Origin of the sequence: Mesorhizobium sp. CA15, from assembly GCF_020165215.1 — a bacterium.
Taxonomy (GTDB): Bacteria; Pseudomonadota; Alphaproteobacteria; order Rhizobiales; family Rhizobiaceae; genus Mesorhizobium.
In genome coordinates this window covers 47,510-65,360 of the sequence record NZ_JAIUHQ010000006.1, presented here as the reverse complement: position 1 = coordinate 65,360, position 17,851 = coordinate 47,510, and the positions used below count along the sequence as shown (strand labels likewise).

The following is a 17,851-nucleotide window of genomic DNA, read 5'->3' as shown; positions in this document are numbered from 1 at the left end:
GGATTGCCCGCGCCCATCATCAAGGTTGATGCGATTTCGAAGAGCTTCGGCGCCTTCAAGGTGCTGGACGGCCTGTCGATGGAGGTCATGCCCGGCGAGAAGCTGGCGCTGATTGGTCCATCCGGCTCAGGCAAGACGACGATCCTGCGCATCCTGATGACGCTGGAGAAGATCGACGGCGGCCATATCCAGGTCGACGGCGAGCAGCTCTATCACATGGAACGCAACGGCCAGCTGCTGCCGGCCGACGAGCGGCATCTGGCCAGGATGCGCCAGAAGATCGGCATGGTCTTCCAGCTGTTCAATCTCTTCCCGCACAAATGCGTCATGGACAATGTCACCCTGGCGCCGATGCTGACCAAGGGCGTCGCGCGCGCCGCCGCCGAGAAGCGGGCGATGGAACTGCTCGACATGGTCGGGCTTGCGGACAAGGCGAAGGCGATGCCGGCGCAGCTCTCCGGCGGCCAGAAGCAGCGCGTGGCGATCGCCCGGGCGCTGGCGCTGTCGCCCAAGATCATGCTGTTCGACGAGGTCACCTCGGCGCTTGACCCCGAGCTCGTCGAGGAAGTGCTCAACGTCATGCGCAAGCTCGCCGCCGAGACCGACATGACGATGCTTCTGGTCACCCATGAGATGGGCTTCGCCCACGACTTCGCCGACCGCGTGCTGTTCTTCGACCGCGGCAGGATCGTCGAGGAAGGCAAGCCCGATGAGATTTTCCGCCATCCCAAACAGGAAAGAACGCAGAGCTTCCTGAAGAAGATCATCGCGGCCGGACATCGCGTCTGACCGCAATGCGAGCGGGCGGCGCAAGCCGTCCACGGGCGGCCAAAGGCCGTCCCGAACCAGGCAAACCAAGAAGACAAACAAGGAGTTGGGAACAATGAAGAAACTTGGCATTCTGGCTGGCGTCGCCAGCCTCGCGATCACCGCGATGCTGCTCGCCCCCGGCGCGCGGTCGGCGGATGACGCCAAGCTGGAGCAGCTCAAGCAGCAAGGCTTCGCCCGCGTCGCCATCGCCAACGAGCCGCCCTATACGGCGGTCGCGGCCGACGGCAAGGTGTCGGGCGCGGCTCCCGACGTGGCGCGCGAGATCTTCAAGCGTCTCGGCGTCAACGACATCGTCGCTTCCATTTCAGAATATGGCGCGATGATCCCCGGCCTGCAGGCCGGCCGCTTCGACGTCGTCACCGCCGGCCTGTTCATGAAGCCGGAGCGCTGCGCGGCGGTCGCCTATTCCGAGCCGGTGCTTTGCGATGCCGAAGCGATGCTGGTGAAAAAGGGCAATCCGAAGGGCTTCAAGAGCTATGAGGACATCGCCAAGGACAGCTCCGCCACGGTCGGCGCGCCGGGCGGCGGCACCGAGGAGAAGCTGGCGCTCACTGCCGGCGTGCCGCGCGATCGCGTCATCGTCGTGCCGGACGGCCAGAGCGGCCTGAAGATGGTGCAGGACGGCCGTATCGACGCCTATTCGCTGCCCGTGCTCTCGATCAACGACCTGATGAAGAAGGCCAACGACCCGAACCTCGAAGTGATCGCGCCGGTGCAGGGCGCGCCGGTCTATTGCGATGGCGCGGCCTTCAAGAAAGGCGACGAGGCACTGCGCGACGCCTATGACGTCGAGCTCGCCAAAATGAAGAAGTCCGGCGAGTTCGCCAAGATCATCGAGCCCTACGGCTTCTCCGCCAAGGCGGCGATGTCGACGACGCGCGAGAAGCTCTGCGCGGCGAAGTAGTGCTCCTTTGCCTTCTCCCCGCTTGCGGGGAGAAGGTGGCTCGAAGAGCCGGATGAGGGGCGCCAAGTTCTGCAAGGCTGGCTCCGCCCCTCATCTGCCTGCCCATCCTACGCAGCAGCTGCGCTGCAGCTATGGAGGGTAACCGGCATCTCTCTGTCGATGGGAGGCGCCAAGCACATCAATGTTGGGAAACTTCTAGTTTTATGACCCAGTGGTCCGGCTATCTCGGCCTGATATTGCAGGGAGCGCTTGTCACCATCGAGCTGACGCTGATGGGGTCGGTGCTTGCGCTGATCATGGCCTTCCTGGCCGGCATGGGGCGCGTGTCGCGCTTCTTCATCATCCGCGCGTTGGCGACGACGTACATCGAATTCTTCCGCGGCACCTCGATCTTCGTGCAGCTGTTCTGGGCCTATTTCGTGCTGCCTTTCGCCGGCCTGTCGCTGACGCCGCTGCAGGCCGGCGTGCTGGCGCTGGGCTTGAATGTCGGCGCCTATGCCGCGGAAGTCGTGCGTGGCGCCATACTGTCGGTCGGCCGCGAGCAATACGAGGCCTGCACGGCGCTCAATCTCGGCCGTTGGCAAGGCATGCGCCATGTGATCCTGCCGCAGGCGCTGCTGGTCATGCTGCCGACCTTCGGCAACAACGCGATCGAGCTGCTCAAGGCAACCTCGGTCGTGTCGCTTATCTCGCTCGCCGACCTGACCTTCCAGGCGCAGGTGGTGCGCTCGCAGACCGGCAGCACGCTGATGCCCTTCCTCTCCGTTCTCGTCATCTATTTCGCGCTGGCGCTGATCATCTCGTGGGGCATTCGCACGCTGGAGCGCCGCATGGCGCGCGGCCTCGACGGAGTGCGCGTCTGATGGAATGGGATTGGAACTTCGTCTGGGAGATCATGCCGACCCTTATCCAGGGGGTGAAGATCACCATCCTGGCGACGGTGCTCGGCTCGGTCCTGGCGGCGATCGTGGGGCTTGGGATCGCGCTGGCGCGGCGCTCGGAGAACCGCATCGTCGCGCGCAGCGTCGGCTGGTTCGCCGAGTTCATCCGCGGCACGCCGCTCCTGGTGCAGCTCTATTTCATCTTCTACGTGCTGCCCGACATCGGCATCCTGCTGCCGCCGCTGGTGGCGGGCGTCATCGGGCTCGGCCTGCATTACGGCACCTACACGGCCGAGGTTTACCGCGCCGGCATCGACAATGTGCCGCGCGGCCAGTGGGAAGCTGCCAAGGCCTGCAATCTGGGCGGCCGCCACACCTGGACGCATATCATCCTGCCGCAGGCGATCCCGCCGATGATCCCGGCCCTGGCCAACTACTTCATCGCCATGTTCAAGGAGACGCCGCTGCTGTCGGCGATCACCGTGCTGGAACTGATGAACCAGGCCAAGAGCGTTGCCAACACCTATTACCGCTACATCGAACCAATGACGTTGGTCGGCGCCTTCTTTCTCGTCATCAGCCTCTGCTCCGTCGTGCTGTTGCGCTGGCTGGAGCATCGCTACGGCAGGATCGAAAGATGAAAGTCATGAACGCATTGCCCGAGATCCGCCTCGAAACAGCGCGTCCCACTCTGGACTCGCGTCCGCTGGAAAAGCGCGTCGGCCTGATTGCTTTAGCTACGGATCACACCAGCGAAGTGGATTTCCGGCGCATGGTGGCGAGCGAGCGGATCGGCGTCTATGTCGCGCGCATCCCCTACGCCAATCCGACGACGCCGGAAAACTTGCGCAAGATGCAGCCGTCGCTTTCGGCGGGCGCGGCGCTGATCCTGCCGGACGAGCCGCTCGATGCGATATGCTATTCGTGCACCTCTGCGTCGGTGGTGATAGGCGACGCCGAGATCGAACAGGCGATCCATTCAGCCAAGCCAGGCGCGCCCGTCGTCACCCCGCCGATGGCCGGCGTGCGCGGCCTGAACGCTTTCGGGGTGAAGCGCATCAGCATCCTGACCCCCTACACCGTCGAGACCAGCCGGCCGATGGCGGGCTATTTCGCCGCGCACGGTTTCCATATCGAAAGCTTCACCTGCCTCGGTTTCGAGGACGACCGTGAGATGGCGCGCATCACGCCGGCGTCCCTGGTCGAGCTGGCGCGCAACGTCACCCATCCGCAGGCCGATGCGCTGTTCGTCTCATGCACCGCGTTGCGCGCCGCACTGGCGGTTCCCGGCATGGAAGAGGCGATCGGACGTCCGGTCGTCACCAGCAACCAGGCCAGTGCCTGGAACTGTCTGCGGCTGTGCGGCGACGAAACGCCCCGGCCCGAATTCGGCCGACTGTGGACGAAGCCGCTGGCCCAGTGAACGAAATGCCCGTGATCGAAATGATTGTTGAGCTTCAGCATATTCGCGCGGCGCGCGAACGCATTGCCGGCAAGGTCGAGCGGACACCCATGGTGCTGTCGCAAAGCCTCTCGGACCGCGCTGGCCGTCCCGTTCATCTCAAGCTGGAGCATCACCAGACCACCGGCGCGTTCAAGCTGCGCGGCGCTTCCAATGCGATCGCAGCATTGAGCGCGGAAGAAAAATCGCGCGGCGTCGTCGCGGCATCGACCGGCAATCACGGCCGCGCGCTGGCGCATGCGGCGAAGCTCGAAGGTATCCGCGCGGTGATCTGCATGTCGAGGCTGGTGCCGGAAAACAAGCTCGACGCCATCCGTCGCCTCGGCGCGGATATCCGCATCGTCGGCAACAGCCAGGACGACGCCCAGCAGGAAGTCGACAGGCTGGTGGCGAATGAAGGGCTGGTCATGCTGCCGCCCTTCGACCATCCCGATATCGTCGCCGGGCAAGGCACGCTCGGATTGGAAATCATGGAGCAGGTGCCGGATGCCGCGGCCGTGCTGGTGCCGCTCTCCGGCGGCGGGCTGGCGGCCGGTGTGGCGGCGGCGGTCAAAGGCGTGAGCCCGCGCACCAAAGTCATCGGCATCTCGATGGCGCGCGGTGCTGCGATGAAGGCCAGCCTCGACGCCGGCCGGCCGGTGCAGGTCGAGGAACTGCCGACGCTGGCGGATTCGCTCGGCGGCGGCATCGGGCTCGACAACCGGCTGACCTTTGCCATGTGTCGTGGCTTGCTCGACGACGTCGTCCTGCTTGCCGAGGACGAGATCGCCGCCGGCATCCGCCATGCGTATGAAGAGGAGCGCGAGATAGTCGAAGGCGCCGGCGCCGTCGGCATCGGCGCGCTGCTTGCCGGCAAGGTCAAAGTGAGCGGCCCCACTGTTCTCATCCTCTCCGGCAAAAACATCGACATGGACCTGCACCGCCGCATCGTCTGCGGCGAGACAATCGCGGAGCGCGCAGCATGAGCCGCATAACCATTCTCACCGAGAGTGATCTGCGCAAGATCGTGACGCTCGATCTGGACGCCGTTGCCTGCGTCGAGGACGCTTTTCGCGCCTTGGCCACGCTGCCGGTGGCGATGCCACCGATCCTGCGGCTCGACATTCCCGAGCATCGCGGCGAGGTCGACGTGAAGTCTGCCTATGTGCCCGGCATAGACGGCTTCGCCGTCAAGATAAGCTCCGGTTTCTTCGACAACCCGACGCTCGGCCTGCCGAGCGGCGGCGGCATGATGGTGCTGCTTTCGGCCAAGACCGGTGTGGTCGAGGCGCTGCTGCTCGACAATGGCTATCTCACCGACATCCGAACCGCTGCGGCCGGCGCGGTTGCGGCAAAGCATTTGTCGCGCCAAGACTCCAGCGTGGCCGCGATCTTCGGCGCCGGCCTGCAGGCCGGCCTGCAGTTGGAAGCGCTGCGTCTCGTCAGACCGATCGAGGAAGCGCGCATCTGGGCGCGCGACGCCGCCAGGGCTGAAGCCACCGCCGCGCGCTTGCGCGAGAAGCTCGGTATCCTCGTGCGCGCCGAGCCGGATGCGGCGAACGCGGCAGCGGGCGCCGACATCATCGTCACCACCACGCCTTCGACCGAACCCCTGATCAAGGCCGGCTTCGTCACCGCCGGCCAGCACATCACCGCCATGGGCTCAGACGCCGAGCACAAGAACGAGATCGCGCCGGCGATCCTGCGCATGGCCGATCTCTATGTCGCCGACAGCGCCAAGCAGACACGGCGCCTCGGCGAGCTCCACCACGCCATCGAGGCGGCGGTCTTCGCCGCCGACGCCGAGGTCACGGAACTTGGCCAGATCATCGCCGGCAGCAAGCCCGGACGGCGCTCGGCCGGCGACATAACCATCGCCGACCTCACCGGCACCGGCGTGCAGGACACCGCAATCGCCACTTTGGCTCGCGACCGTGCGCGCGCCGCCAATGTCGGGCTCAATTTCGAAAGTTGATGCTGGCCGCCAGGCCCAACAAACGAGGACAACAAAATGCAGCCAAATTTGAAATTCTCGCGCGGCGAATATGCGGAGCGCCTCGCCAAGGCACGAAAAGCCATGGAGGCTAAAGGCGTCGATCTGCTGATCGTCAGCGATCCCTCCAACATGGCCTGGCTGACGGGCTATGACGGCTGGTCATTCTATGTGCATCAGGCCGTCATCGTGCCGCCTTCCGGCGAGCCAGTCTGGTACGGCCGCGGCCAGGACGCCAACGGCGCCAAGCGCACCGCCTATCTCGCGCATGACAACATCATCGGCTACGCCGACCACTATGTGCAGTCGACCGAGCGGCATCCGATGGACTACCTCGCCAGCGTGCTGGCCGAGCGCGGCTGGGACAAGCTTAGCATCGGCGTCGAGATGGACAATTACTGGTTTTCGGCCGCTGCCTTCGCGGCGCTGCAGAAGCACCTGCCCAACGCCCGCTTCGCCGATGCCACAGCGCTGGTGAACTGGCAGCGCGCCGTGAAAAGCCCGACCGAGATCGAGTATATGCGCAACGCCGCCCGTATCGTCGAGGCGATGCACCAGCGGATCGTCGACAAAATAGAGGTCGGCATGCGCAAATGCGATTTGGTCGCCGAGATCTACGATGCCGGCACGCGCGGCGTCGCCGGCATCGGCGGCGACTATCCGGCGATCGTGCCGCTCTTGCCGTCGGGAGCGGACGCCTCGGCGCCCCATCTCACCTGGGACGACAAGCCGATGAAGGTGAATGAAGGCACGTTCTTCGAGATCGCCGGCTGCTACAATCGCTATCATTGTCCGCTGTCGCGCACAGTATTCCTCGGCAAGCCGACCCAGGCCTTCCTAGACGCCGAGAAGGCGACGCTGGAAGGCATGGAAGCCGGCCTCGCGGCCGCCAAGCCCGGCAACACCTGCGAAGATATCGCCAACGCCTTCTTCGCCGTGTTGAAGAAATACGGCATCGTCAAGGACAACCGCACGGGCTACCCGATCGGCATCTCCTATCCGCCGGACTGGGGCGAGCGCACCATGAGCCTGCGCCCTGGCGACCGCACCGAGCTCAAGCCCGGCATGACCTTCCATTTCATGACTGGACTGTGGCTGGAGACGATGGGGCTTGAGATCACCGAGTCGATCCTGATCACCGACACCGGCGTCGAATGCCTGGCCAACGTGCCGCGCAAGCTGTTCGTGAAGGACTGAGCCGATGTCCGCTTTGCGTCCCTCGCCGATCACGCCGACCGTCGACTTCGAGCGCGACGGCGTCCAGCACGGCTTCCTGCGCCTGCCCTACAGCCGCGACGATTCCGCCTGGGGCTCGGTGATGATCCCGGTCTGCGTCATGCGCAACGGCAAGGGCTCGACGGCGCTGCTCACCGGCGGCAATCACGGCGACGAGTATGAGGGGCCGCTGGCGCTCTACGAACTCGCCCGCACGCTAGATCCGAGAAACGTCTCCGGCACGGTCATCATCGTGCCGGCGATGAACTATCCGGCCTTCCGGGCCGGCACGCGCACCTCGCCGATCGACAAGGGCAACATGAACCGTTCCTTCCCCGGACGTCCGGACGGCACGGTGACGGAGAAGATCGCCGACTATTTCCAGCGCGAGCTGCTGCCTCGCGCGGACATCGTCTTCGACTTCCATTCCGGCGGCAAGACGCTGGACTTCGTGCCGTTCTGCGCGGCACATACGCTGCCGGACAAGGCGCAGGAAAAAAAGGCCTTCGCCGCGGTCGAGGCTTTCTCGGCGCCGTTCTCGATGCGCATGACCGAGATCGACGCGGTCGGCATGTATGACACGGCGGCAGAGGAGATGGGCAAGGTCTTTGTCACTACCGAGCTCGGCGGCGGCGGAACCTCGCGCGCCGAGACGGTGCGGATCGCCCGGCGCGGCATCCTCAACGTGCTCCGCCACGCCGGCATCGTCGATGGCGCGATCGAGAAGGGCAAAACCCAGTGGCTGGACATGCCTTCCGGCGATTGCTTCGCCTTCGCCGAGGATGACGGCATGATCGAGACGATGGTCGATCTCGGCGAACCAGTTGAGGACGGCCACGTGGTCGCGCGCATCCATCCGGTCGGGCGCACCGGGCAGCCGCCGCAGGAAATCAGGGCCAGGATGTCGGGACTGCTCGCCGCGCGTCATTTCCCGGGCCTGGTCAAGGCTGGCGACTGCGTCTCGGTGGTGGCCGTGGCCGTTCGCGAATAATCTTGGTGCGGCGCCCTACTGCACCACGCGCTTCTCGAGCTTGCGAGCAAGCGTGCGCCGGTGCAGGCCCAGCCGGCGCGCGGTTTCGGAGATGTTGAAGCCGGTTTCGACCAGCGTTTCGTGAATGCGCTCCCATTCGAGGTTCTTGATCGAGGTGGGGCGGCTGGTGAGCGGCACCGAAACGTCACCCTCGGCGCGGCCGAAGGCGGCTTCGATGTCATCGGTGTTGGCGGGCTTGGCCAGATAGTGGCCCGCGCCGAGCTTGATCGCCTCGACGGCCGTGGCGATGCTGGCAAATCCCGTCAGCACGACGATGCGCATCGACGGATTGCGGGCGCTGAGAAGCTTGACGCATTCGAGACCCGATCCCGATCCGAGCTTGAGATCGACGACGGCGTAGGCCGGAACGGCCGTTTCCAGCGCGACCAGCAGCGCCTCGCGGTCGTGGCAGACCACGACGTCGTAGTCGCGCTTTTCAAACGAGCGTTTGAGCGTGCGCGCAAAGGTCGCGTCGTCCTCGATGACGAACAAGGATCGATCAGATTTCACGATCGTCTCCATAGGTCAGCGCCGCCAGCGGCAGCGAAAGGGTAACACGGGCGCCCTCGGCCATGTTGCGCGCCGAAACGTCGCCTCCAAGCTTGCGCACCACGTTGAACACCAGGAAGAGGCCTAGGCCGCCGCCCGGACGCCCCTTGCTCGACATATAGGGCTGGCCGAGCGTTGCCAGAATATCCTTGTCGAAACCCGGGCCGCGATCCTCGACGGAGAGCACCAGCTTCTCATCCTGCCGCTCGGCAGTGATGCCGACCCAATCGTGCGATGCTTCCTGCGCATTGTCGAGCACATTGAAGATCACTTGTTTCAGCGCCGTGTCGGACACGATCGGCTCGTCCGGCTCGAAACCATTGCCGTAGTCCAGCTTGATAGGCTGGCGACTGACGCGCCATTCCTCGACGAGATCGTCGAGGAACCGGCGGATCGTAGTGCGGATGGTGCCCTCGCCCCGCGCCTGGCCGGAGGACATGAGAATGCCCGTGACGATGCCTTTGCAGCGCTCGATCTGCGCCTGCATCTCGGCCACGTCCTCGGAAAGCTCGCGGTTGCGCTTGACGCCGCGCATCTGGCGCCAGTCGGACAGGATGACCGATATTGTCGACAGCGGTGTGCCCAGTTCATGCGCGGCACCCGAGGCCAGCAGGCCCATGCGCACGATGTGATCTTCCTCGGCCGAACGCTGGCGCAGGTCGGCGAGATAGGCATCGCGTTCGCGCAGGTTGCGGTTGATGCGCGTCATGAAGATCACGATTAGGCCGGCCGCGAGCACGAAGCAGATGAACATGCCTCGCAGATGCAGCGCCAGGAGGTCGCTGCCGCCGTGATGCGGAAGTGCGATCGGCTGGAAGACGAAGATGAGGAAGACGAAGCAGGCCGAGGCCGCCACCACCAGGAGCCAGGTCGACCATGGCGCCAGCAGCGCGGCGCCGAGCGTGATCTGCAGCAGGTAAAGCGACACGAATGGATTCGAGGCGCCGCCGCTCAGGTAGAGCTGCGTCGTCAGCGCCGCCATGTCGAAAATAAGCGCGACGAAGAGCTGCGCGTTGGAGATCCGGCGGTTGCCGCGCAGGGCGAGCAGGCTGAAGATGTTGAGGCCGACCAGGAAAAGCACCACGCCCGCCATCTCGGCGAGCGGCAGCGGGATGGCGAACCAGTATTGCGTGACCAGGATGGTCAGCACCTGCCCCGCCACCGCCAGCCAGCGCAGCTGGATGAGCAGGAGCAGGTTCTTCCTGTTCGTGACGTCGGCGTCCGACGCGGCGCCTCCCTGCCGCGTTGGAGGAAGCGTCAGGAACGGCTTGTCGCGATGGGGCCACGCGATATTCATCACGCTGCATCCCAGTTCCGGCGGCCGGAGAAGACCTGTCTGGCAAGCGCCATCGCCAGCATCCCTGCAAGGGCAAACCAGGTCAAAGCATAGATGAGATGGCTGTTGCGGAAGGTGACGACCGTGAGCCCGCCGCGCGGCCAGCCAGCAGCGCCGGATGCCTCGGCATCGATGAAATAAGGCGCGACATCCGCCAGGCCGCGCGCCTTGGCGATTGCCGCGACGTCGCGCGAATACCAGCGATCGGCAGCCGGATCGTTGCTGCGCAGGAAACCGCCGCCGGGCTCGCTGATGCGCAGCAGCCCGTCAACCGTCGCCGGCGAGGCGAGCGCGGCATTCTCCCGCTCGAACTCCACCTTGCGCTCCTGCGGGATGAAGCCGCGATTGACGAGGACCGTGAAACCGCGGTCGTCGCGCATCGGCGTCAGCACCCAATAGCCGCCGCCAAGCTCGGTCACCGCCTGCACCAGCGTGTTGGCGCCGCCCTGCAAGCGCCCGGTCAACCGCACGTGGCGATATTCGTAGTCCGGTGCGCTCAACCCGCTCCAGTCCTGCGGGCCGGGCGCATCGACGACGGGAGCATGGATGCGCTGGTCGACGCGGGCGATCAGGTCGAGCTTCCAGACCCGTCTTTCCAGTTGCCAGACGCCGAGCCCGAGAAACATCAGAGCGCCGAGAAGCCCAAGCACCACAGCCAAGAATCGCGACGTGGAACCCTTCGAGGCCGCATGCGAGCCGATACCTGCCCGGCCGGTCATGTCCTTTGCCTCGGCTTTGGCCCTCCCCGCGCGCAACACGCCCACGCCCGAAATGGGGCTCATGGCATCTCCCGCATCTCGTGGAGCCCGGGCATCATGTTGGCGTTGAGGTGGTACATCACCCAGAGCGAGCCGCTCAGCACGATGACGACGAGAACCACCGTGAAGATGAGCGCCAGCATCGACCATCCACCTTCCGAGGCGGGGTTCATATGCAGGAAGAAGACCATGTGCACCACGATCTGCACCACCGCGAAGGCCATGATGATGATGGCCGCGGCCTGTTTGTTGTCCATGGCGCCGGTCATGACCATCCAGAACGGGATGGCGGTGAGGATCACCGACAGGACGAAGCCGATCAGGTAGCCCCTCAGCGACCCGTGCGCGGCGCCGCCATGGGTATGGTCGCGATCGGCATGATCATGAGCGGTCATCTGAGCATCCCCATCAGATAGACAAAGGTGAAGACGCCGATCCAGACGACGTCGAGGAAGTGCCAGAACATCGAAAGGCACATCAGCCGGCGGCGGTTGGCCTCGATGAGGCCGTGTCTCGCGACCTGCACCATTAGCGTCACCATCCAGACGATGCCGAAGGTCACGTGCAGGCCATGCGTGCCGACCAGGGTGAAGAAGGACGACAGGAAGGCGCTGCGCTGCGGCGTCGCGCCTTCATGGATCATGTGCGCGAATTCGGATAGCTCGATGGAGAGGAACGCCAGGCCGAACAGCATGGTCACCACGAGCCAGGCCTGCGTCGCGCCGGCGCGGCCCTTGTCCATGGTCAGCATGGCAAAGCCATAGGTGATCGAGGACAAGAGCAGCATGGTGGTGTTGACCGCCACCAGACCGAGATCGAACAGATCCTTCGGCGCCGGACCCGCCGCGTAATTGCCGCCGAGCACGCCATAGGCCGCGAACAGCATGGCGAAGATCAGACAGTCGCTCATCAGGTAGAGCCAGAAGCCGAGCATGGTGCTGCCGCCTTCGGCGTGCGCGTGCTCTTCTTCCAGGTGGAAGACCGGTTCCGCGACGGCCGTGATCGCGCTCGATGCCATGCTTAATTCCTAGCCCTGGGCGGCGAGGAGCGTCGTCCTCGCCTCTTCGGTTTGCGTGACCTCGGCAGCCGGGATGTCGAAGTCGCGGTGGTAGTTGAAGGTGTGGCCGATCGCGGTTGCGATGAGGCAGACGAAGCTCAGCGCCGCCAGCCACCAGATGTACCAGATCAGGCCGAAGCCGAGCGCGACGCTGAACACCGCCAGGACGACGCCGGTGCCGGTGTTGCTCGGCATGTGGATCGGTTTGAATCCGGACAGCGGGCGCCGGTAGCCGGCCTTCTTCATGTCGAACCAGGCGTCGTTGTCGCGAATGACTGGCGTGAAGGCGAAGTTGTAGGCCGGCGGCGGCGAGGAGGTCGACCATTCGAGGGTGCGGCCGTCCCAGGGATCGCCGGTGTGATCGGCCAGCGCTTCGCGCTTGCGGATGGAGACGAATATCTGGACCAGGAAGGCGGCGATGCCGCAGGCGATCAGCACCGCGCCGAAGGCGGCGATCACGAACCATATCTGCAGCGAGGGATCGTCGAAGACGCGCATGCGGCGCGTCACGCCCATCAGGCCGAGGATGTAGAGCGGCATGAAGGCGAGCCAGAAGCCGAGCACCCAGCACCAGAACGAGACCTTGCCCCAGAACGGATCGAGCCTGAAGCCGAAGGCCTTGGGCCACCAATAGGCGATGCCGGCGAACAGGCCGAAGAGCACGCCGCCGATGATGACGTTATGGAAATGCGCGATCAGGAACAGGCTGTTGTGCAGCACGAAGTCGGCGGGCGGCACGGCAAGCAGCACGCCGGTCATGCCGCCAACGACGAAGGTGAGCATGAAGGCCACCGTCCACATCATCGGCAATTCGAAGCGGATGCGGCCGCGATACATGGTGAACAGCCAGTTGAATATCTTCGCCCCGGTCGGGATCGAGATGATCATCGTGGTGATGCCGAAGAAGGAATTGACACTGGCGCCGGAGCCCATGGTGAAGAAGTGGTGCAGCCAGACGAGATAGGACAGGATGGTGATGACTATCGTGGCGTAGACCATCGAGGTGTAGCCGAACAGGCGCTTGCCGGAGAAGGTCGAGGTGACCTCGGAGAAGACGCCGAACAGCGGCAGGATAAGGATGTAGACCTCCGGGTGACCCCATATCCAGATGAGGTTCACATACATCATCGGATTGCCGCCGAAATCGTTGGTGAAGAAGTTGGTGCCGACATAGCGGTCGAGCGCAAGCAGCGTCAGCACCGCCGTCAGCACCGGGAAGGACGCGACGATCAGCACGTTGGTGCAGAGCGAGGTCCAGGTGAAGACGGGCATGCGCATCATGGTCATGCCTGGGGCGCGCATCTTGATGATGGTGCAGATCAGGTTGATGCCGGACAGCGTCGTGCCGACGCCGGCGACCTGCAGCGCCCAGATGTAGTAATCGACGCCGACGTCGGGACTGTAATTGATGCCGGAGAGCGGCGGATAGGCCAGCCAGCCGGTGCGGGCGAACTCGCCGACGAACAGCGAGGCCATGACCAGGATCGCGCCGCCGACCGTCATCCAGAAGCTGAAATTGTTGAGGAAAGGGAACGAGACGTCGCGCGCGCCGATCTGCAGCGGCACGACGAAGTTCATCAGCCCGGTGACGAAAGGCATCGCCACGAAGAAGATCATGATCACGCCATGGGCGGTGAAGATCTGGTCGTAGTGATGAGCGTTGAGGTAACCCTCGGAACCGTTGAAGGCGATGGCCTGCTGCAGGCGCATCATGATGGCGTCGGAGAAGCCGCGCAGCAGCATGACGAGGCCGAGCGCCATGTACATGATGCCGATCTTCTTGTGGTCGACGCTGGTGAACCACTCGCGCCACAGATAACCCCAAAGCTTGAAATAGGTGACCGCGCCGAGCACCGCGAGGCCGCCCAACGCCACGACGATGAAGGTGACGACGACGATCGGCTCGTGCAGCGGCAGCGACTCCAGAGTGAGGCGGCCGAAGATGAATTTGGTCAGCGACTCAGGCATCCGCCATCCCTCACAATTCGAAGCGCAGCAGGCCGAGCGACGGGGTCCCGGCATCGGCGCGGCGGCTGCCGGCCCCTGGACTGAGCAGCCCTGCCCCGCGCAGCGGGGAAAGATCGCGCATTGGCCAGTATTTCGCGCCGGCATCGCGGGCCGCGCGCAAGGCGGCGGCCGCTTCCTCGGCCGTGCAGATGCTGGCGACATAGGACGGATCGTTGCCGAACACCGCGCCGCGCCGGGCAAGCTTGTCATATTGCAGCGGCAAGGTGTTGCGCACGCCGGCCAGCCCAAGGCCGCCCTTGGCGTCGATCGACATCATCTCGTTCATGCACATCTTGCCGCGCTCGACGCACAGATTGAGGATCGCGCCATAGAGGTCGGGATCGACGGAGGCATAGTGGCGGACCGGCTCGTTCTCGCTCGGACGCTCGAGCTCGAGATAGGTCTCGCGGCTGAGCGTAGCCTGCGCACCTTTGGTCTGCGTCACCCACTCACCGAAGGCCTGATCGGAGAGCCCGTGGAACGCAAAGCGCATGCCGGAGAAGCCGGCGCCGCTGTAGTTGGCCGAGAAGCCGGAATAGGTGCCCGGACGGTTGATGACCGCGTGCAGCTTCGTCTCCATGGCGGGCATGGCGTAGATCTGCCCGGCAAGCGCCGGAATGTAGAAGGAGTTCATCACCGTCGAGGAGGTGATGCGAAAGTCAATCGGCTGGTTGACCGGCGCCGCCAGCTCGTTGACGGAGGCAATGCCGTAATCCGGATAGATGAAGAGCCATTTCCAATCCAGCGCGACCACGTCGACCCTGAGCGGCTTGTGGTTCTGGCTGACCGGCTGTCCTGGTTCGATCCGGTCGATGCGCCGGTAGGGATCGAGCAAATGGGAGCCGAGCCAGGTGAGCGCGCCGAGGCAGATGATGACGAGCAGGGGTGCCGCCCAGATCACCAGCTCCAGCTTGGTCGAATGGTCCCAGTCCGGCGTGTAGATCGCCGTGGTGCTGGATTGCCGGTAGCGCCAGGCGAACAGCACGGTCAGCGCCATGACCGGCAGGATGATGAGCAGCATCAGCAGGGTCGAGACGACGAGCAGGTCGCGCTGCTGCACTGCCACGTCACCCGCGGGCGCCAGCACGACCAGGTCGCAGCCGCTCAGCAGCACGGCGAGCGGAAAAAGAAGCAAGGCTCCGGATCGTCTCATCAAACGCTGCCCTCGATGGCCCTGCAGCAGGATCTCTGCAGGTTGCGATGCGATATGGACCAACGGCTACTGCCGCGGGCACAGCGACGACATTGGACAATTTGTCCAATGCCCAGCCGGTATGGCTTTCGCGAAAGTGTGCACGCATAATTGGATGACGACAACATAGCGTCGGGACGACGACAATCGCGTTCCGAAGTTGAGTTTGGTGACGACGGAAACGATGGCTGAAACTTCGACTTCCGAAACGGACAGCAGGCTGATCGGCTCGCATCACGGCCAGGTCAGCGCTGGCGATATCGCGGTCGGCGTGATCATCGGAAGGACGTCGGAATTCTTCGATTTCTTCGTCTATGCGATCGCTTCCGTGATCGTGTTCCCCAAGCTTGTGTTCCCAACCCACGACCCGCTGGTCGGAACGCTCTACTCCTTCGCCATCTTCGCGCTGGCCTTCATCGCGCGCCCGTTCGGCACCGTGCTGTTCATGGCGATCGACCGCGCCTATGGCCGCGGCGCCAAGCTGACGATCGCGCTGTTCCTGCTCGGCACCTCGACGGTCGCCATGGCGTTCCTGCCCTCCTATCAGGACGTCGGCGCGGTCGCCGCCTGGCTGCTGGCGCTCACCCGCTTCCTGCAGGGCCTGGCGCTCGGCGGGACATGGGACGGACTGCCCTCCCTCTTGGCGCTGAATGCGCCGCAGAACCGGCGCGGCATCTATGCGATGATCCCGCAGCTCGGCGCGCCGATCGGGCTCATCGTGGCAAGCTCGCTGTTTGCCTTCTTCGTCGCCAACCTCTCGGCCGACGACTTCTTCGCCTGGGGCTGGCGCTATCCCTTCTTCGTCGCCTTCGCCATCAACGTCGTGGCGCTGTTCGCCAGGCTGCGCATCGTGGTCACGCCCGAATTCTCGAAACTCTACGAGAGCGGCGACCTGCAACCGACGCGCATCAGGGAGATGGTTCGCACGGAAGGCCGCAACGTCGTCGTCGGCGCCTTCGCGCCGCTGGCGAGCTTCGCCCTGTTCCATATGGTGACGGTGTTCCCGCTGTCCTGGGTGTTCCTGTTCACCAATGAAGGGCCGGAGCGTTTCCTGGTTATCGAGGCGGTGAGCGCGCTGTTCGGCATCGCGGCGATCGTTGCATCGGGTCCGCTGGCCGACCGTGTCGGACGCCGCGCCCTGCTCGGCGGCGGCGCCGTCGCCATCGCCGCATTCAGCGGCTTTGCCCCGCAGCTTCTCAATGGCGGCACCGTCGGCGAGACGGTGTTCATGGTGCTCGGCTTCATCCTGCTGGGCCTAAGCTTCGGGCAATCCTCGGGCGTCGTCGCATCGAGCTTCTCGCGACAGCACCGCTATACCGGCTCGGCGGTAACGTCGGACCTGGCCTGGATGTTCGGCGCCGGCTTCGCGCCGCTCGCGGCGCTGCTCCTGGCCGGCAATTTCGGCCTCATCGCCGCCGGCGCCTATCTGCTTTCGGGCGCCGCCTGCACGCTGATCGCGCTTTGGATCGACAGGCAGGCACGCCGGGCCGACTGAACGAGCGGCGAGCTCGGATAGTCGCCGTTCTATCCCTTTGTTTTTGACGCAGTTCCAGACGGAAGGTTACGGCGAAGGCGCCGAACTCAACCGCTCACACTTTTCCTGGAATTGCTCTGACCTGCAATCAGACCTGGTAGAAATCCCGATACCATTCCACGAAGCGCGGGACGCCGATCTCGATCGGGATCCTGGGCTTGAAGCCGATCACCGCCTCGAGTGAGGCGACGTCGGCATAAGTCGCAGGCACATCGCCCGGCTGCAGCGGCATCAGGTTGCGGATTGCCTTGCGCCCGAGAGCGTCTTCCAGAACGTCGATCAGCCGGCTGAGCTCGACAGGCGAGCTGTCGCCGATGTTATGGATCCTGAATGGCGCGGTGCTCGTCGCGGGGTCCGGTGCAGCGTTTGTCCAATCGGGATTGGGCGTCGCTGGATGCTGCATGACGCGGGCCACTCCCTCGACGATATCGTCGATGTAGGTGAAATCCCGCTGCATGTTGCCATGGTTGAAGACATCGATCGGCTGACCGGCGAGGATGGCCTTGGTGAAGATGAACAAGGCCATGTCGGGCCGTCCCCACGGACCGTAGACGGTGAAGAAGCGCAGGCCCGTCGTCGGCAGCCCGAACAGATGGCTGTAGGTGTGAGCCATCAGCTCGTTTGCCTTCTTGCTGGCGGCATAGAGACTGAGGGGATGGTCGGCGGAATCATGCACGGAGAACGGCATGCGCGTGCTGCCGCCATAGATCGAGCTTGACGATGCATAGACGAGATGGCCGACCGAGGCCTGCCGGCACCCCTCCAGGATGTTGAGGAAGCCGTTGAGATTGCTTTGCGCATAGACATGCGGATTGACCAGCGAGTAGCGGACGCCCGCCTGCGCGGCGAGGTTGACGACGATCTGCGGCGCGACCGACGCAAAGACCCCCGAGATGCCATCGCGGTCGGCGAGATCGACATGCTCGAAATGAAAGTTTGGGAACGCCTTCAGCCGCTCGAGCCGCGCCTGCTTCAAGGTGACGTCGTAATACTCGTTCATGGAATCGAGGCCGACAACCTGCCGGCCTTCGGCAAGCAGCCTCTGGCAAAGGTGAAAACCTATGAAACCGGCTGCGCCGGTGATCAGGATCGGCCTGCTCGACGTCAATGCATACCCCTAACG

Annotated in this window: 18 protein-coding genes; 10 read left to right on the top strand and 8 right to left on the bottom strand. The window is 64.4% G+C overall.

What is annotated here, in order from left to right; all coding sequences use genetic code 11:
* The first annotated feature begins 3 nt into the window (after nt 1–3).
* From ehuA to doeB, 9 genes are all read left to right on the top strand, one after another.
* Nucleotides 4–789: an ectoine/hydroxyectoine ABC transporter ATP-binding protein EhuA gene (gene ehuA / locus LB515_RS12870; protein ID WP_263481480.1), complete on the top strand. Its 786-nt coding sequence runs from the start codon at nt 4–6 to the stop codon at nt 787–789.
* A 94-nt stretch (nt 790–883) separates the two neighbouring features.
* Nucleotides 884–1,735 (top strand): ectoine/hydroxyectoine ABC transporter substrate-binding protein EhuB, encoded by an 852-nt coding sequence (ehuB, locus tag LB515_RS12865; protein ID WP_224707933.1) that lies wholly within the window; start codon nt 884–886, stop codon nt 1,733–1,735.
* Nucleotides 1,736–1,938: 203 nt separating this feature from the next.
* Nucleotides 1,939–2,598 (top strand): ectoine/hydroxyectoine ABC transporter permease subunit EhuC, encoded by a 660-nt coding sequence (ehuC, locus tag LB515_RS12860; protein ID WP_095765846.1) that lies wholly within the window; start codon nt 1,939–1,941, stop codon nt 2,596–2,598.
* On the top strand, nt 2,598–3,257 hold the full coding sequence (gene ehuD / locus LB515_RS12855) for an ectoine/hydroxyectoine ABC transporter permease subunit EhuD (protein WP_095765847.1): 660 nt from the start codon (nt 2,598–2,600) through the stop codon (nt 3,255–3,257). Before ehuC ends, ehuD begins: the two co-directional genes overlap by 1 nt.
* Nucleotides 3,258–3,262: 5 nt before the next feature.
* The gene (gene eutA, locus LB515_RS12850; RefSeq protein WP_224708049.1) at nt 3,263–4,039 is read left to right on the top strand and encodes an ectoine utilization protein EutA; all 777 of its coding nucleotides are present in this window, start codon (nt 3,263–3,265) and stop codon (nt 4,037–4,039) included.
* A 5-nt stretch (nt 4,040–4,044) separates the two neighbouring features.
* A complete protein-coding gene (gene eutB, locus LB515_RS12845) occupies nt 4,045–5,043 on the top strand; it encodes a hydroxyectoine utilization dehydratase EutB (RefSeq protein ID WP_411969132.1) in 999 nt (332 codons plus the stop codon).
* Nucleotides 5,040–6,032 carry a cyclodeaminase gene (locus LB515_RS12840; RefSeq protein WP_224707932.1) on the top strand — a complete coding sequence of 331 codons (993 nt, stop codon included), beginning with the start codon at nt 5,040–5,042 and terminating at the stop codon, nt 6,030–6,032. The genes eutB and LB515_RS12840 overlap by 4 nt, the downstream gene beginning before the upstream one ends.
* Nucleotides 6,033–6,068: 36 nt before the next feature.
* Nucleotides 6,069–7,247 carry an ectoine hydrolase DoeA gene (doeA, locus tag LB515_RS12835; protein WP_224707931.1) on the top strand — a complete coding sequence of 393 codons (1,179 nt, stop codon included), beginning with the start codon at nt 6,069–6,071 and terminating at the stop codon, nt 7,245–7,247.
* Nucleotides 7,248–7,251: 4 nt separating this feature from the next.
* Nucleotides 7,252–8,256: a N(2)-acetyl-L-2,4-diaminobutanoate deacetylase DoeB gene (gene doeB / locus LB515_RS12830; RefSeq protein ID WP_224707930.1), complete on the top strand. Its 1,005-nt coding sequence runs from the start codon at nt 7,252–7,254 to the stop codon at nt 8,254–8,256.
* A 15-nt stretch (nt 8,257–8,271) separates the two neighbouring features.
* Here the strand turns inward: doeB and LB515_RS12825 are convergent, their stop codons facing one another.
* Genes LB515_RS12825 through cyoA form a run of 7 tightly spaced genes read right to left on the bottom strand, consistent with a single transcriptional unit; the run spans nt 8,272 to nt 15,155 of the window.
* The gene (locus LB515_RS12825) at nt 8,272–8,805 is read right to left on the bottom strand and encodes a response regulator transcription factor (protein WP_210239569.1); all 534 of its coding nucleotides are present in this window, start codon (nt 8,803–8,805) and stop codon (nt 8,272–8,274) included.
* A complete protein-coding gene (locus tag LB515_RS12820; protein ID WP_224707929.1) occupies nt 8,795–10,141 on the bottom strand; it encodes an ATP-binding protein in 1,347 nt (448 codons plus the stop codon). The genes LB515_RS12825 and LB515_RS12820 overlap by 11 nt, the downstream gene beginning before the upstream one ends.
* Complete coding sequence (locus LB515_RS12815; protein ID WP_411969131.1) at nt 10,141–10,962, bottom strand: SURF1 family protein; 822 nt, start codon at nt 10,960–10,962, stop codon at nt 10,141–10,143. The genes LB515_RS12820 and LB515_RS12815 overlap by 1 nt, the downstream gene beginning before the upstream one ends.
* The gene (gene cyoD, locus LB515_RS12810) at nt 10,959–11,333 is read right to left on the bottom strand and encodes a cytochrome o ubiquinol oxidase subunit IV (protein ID WP_224707928.1); all 375 of its coding nucleotides are present in this window, start codon (nt 11,331–11,333) and stop codon (nt 10,959–10,961) included. Before cyoD ends, LB515_RS12815 begins: the two co-directional genes overlap by 4 nt.
* Nucleotides 11,330–11,956: a cytochrome o ubiquinol oxidase subunit III gene (cyoC, locus tag LB515_RS12805; protein WP_224707927.1), complete on the bottom strand. Its 627-nt coding sequence runs from the start codon at nt 11,954–11,956 to the stop codon at nt 11,330–11,332. Before cyoC ends, cyoD begins: the two co-directional genes overlap by 4 nt.
* 9 nt (nt 11,957–11,965) lie before the next feature.
* Nucleotides 11,966–13,963 carry a cytochrome o ubiquinol oxidase subunit I gene (gene cyoB, locus LB515_RS12800; protein ID WP_224627364.1) on the bottom strand — a complete coding sequence of 666 codons (1,998 nt, stop codon included), beginning with the start codon at nt 13,961–13,963 and terminating at the stop codon, nt 11,966–11,968.
* Nucleotides 13,964–13,973: 10 nt separating this feature from the next.
* Nucleotides 13,974–15,155: a ubiquinol oxidase subunit II gene (cyoA, locus tag LB515_RS12795; protein ID WP_224707926.1), complete on the bottom strand. Its 1,182-nt coding sequence runs from the start codon at nt 15,153–15,155 to the stop codon at nt 13,974–13,976.
* 223 nt (nt 15,156–15,378) lie between these two features.
* Between cyoA and LB515_RS12790 the strand changes: the two genes are divergently transcribed.
* On the top strand, nt 15,379–16,689 hold the full coding sequence (locus LB515_RS12790) for an MFS transporter (protein ID WP_224707925.1): 1,311 nt from the start codon (nt 15,379–15,381) through the stop codon (nt 16,687–16,689).
* 127 nt (nt 16,690–16,816) lie between these two features.
* Here LB515_RS12790 and LB515_RS12785 read toward each other — a convergent pair whose 3' ends face one another.
* Nucleotides 16,817–17,836, bottom strand: a complete 1,020-nt coding sequence (locus LB515_RS12785; protein ID WP_224707924.1) for an NAD-dependent epimerase — start codon at nt 17,834–17,836, stop codon at nt 16,817–16,819.
* Between the last annotated feature and the right edge of the window lie 15 nt (nt 17,837–17,851).

Bases quoted from the DNA above. Each gene is read 5' to 3' on its own strand.
- ehuD (WP_095765847.1), top strand. From the start codon at position 2,598: ATGGAATGGGATTGGAACTTCGTCTGGGAGATCATGCCGACCCTTATC.
- ehuB (WP_224707933.1), top strand. From the start codon at position 884: ATGAAGAAACTTGGCATTCTGGCTGGCGTCGCCAGCCTCGCGATCACC.
- cyoA (WP_224707926.1), bottom strand. From the start codon at position 15,155: ATGAGACGATCCGGAGCCTTGCTTCTTTTTCCGCTCGCCGTGCTGCTG.
- eutA (WP_224708049.1), top strand. From the start codon at position 3,263: ATGAACGCATTGCCCGAGATCCGCCTCGAAACAGCGCGTCCCACTCTG.
- LB515_RS12815 (WP_411969131.1), bottom strand. From the start codon at position 10,962: ATGAGCCCCATTTCGGGCGTGGGCGTGTTGCGCGCGGGGAGGGCCAAA.
- doeB (WP_224707930.1), top strand. From the start codon at position 7,252: ATGTCCGCTTTGCGTCCCTCGCCGATCACGCCGACCGTCGACTTCGAG.
- ehuC (WP_095765846.1), top strand. From the start codon at position 1,939: ATGACCCAGTGGTCCGGCTATCTCGGCCTGATATTGCAGGGAGCGCTT.
- LB515_RS12820 (WP_224707929.1), bottom strand. From the start codon at position 10,141: ATGAATATCGCGTGGCCCCATCGCGACAAGCCGTTCCTGACGCTTCCT.
- eutB (WP_411969132.1), top strand. From the start codon at position 4,045: ATGCCCGTGATCGAAATGATTGTTGAGCTTCAGCATATTCGCGCGGCG.
- LB515_RS12790 (WP_224707925.1), top strand. From the start codon at position 15,379: ATGGCTGAAACTTCGACTTCCGAAACGGACAGCAGGCTGATCGGCTCG.
- LB515_RS12840 (WP_224707932.1), top strand. From the start codon at position 5,040: ATGAGCCGCATAACCATTCTCACCGAGAGTGATCTGCGCAAGATCGTG.
- cyoB (WP_224627364.1), bottom strand. From the start codon at position 13,963: ATGCCTGAGTCGCTGACCAAATTCATCTTCGGCCGCCTCACTCTGGAG.
- cyoC (WP_224707927.1), bottom strand. From the start codon at position 11,956: ATGGCATCGAGCGCGATCACGGCCGTCGCGGAACCGGTCTTCCACCTG.
- cyoD (WP_224707928.1), bottom strand. From the start codon at position 11,333: ATGACCGCTCATGATCATGCCGATCGCGACCATACCCATGGCGGCGCC.
- doeA (WP_224707931.1), top strand. From the start codon at position 6,069: ATGCAGCCAAATTTGAAATTCTCGCGCGGCGAATATGCGGAGCGCCTC.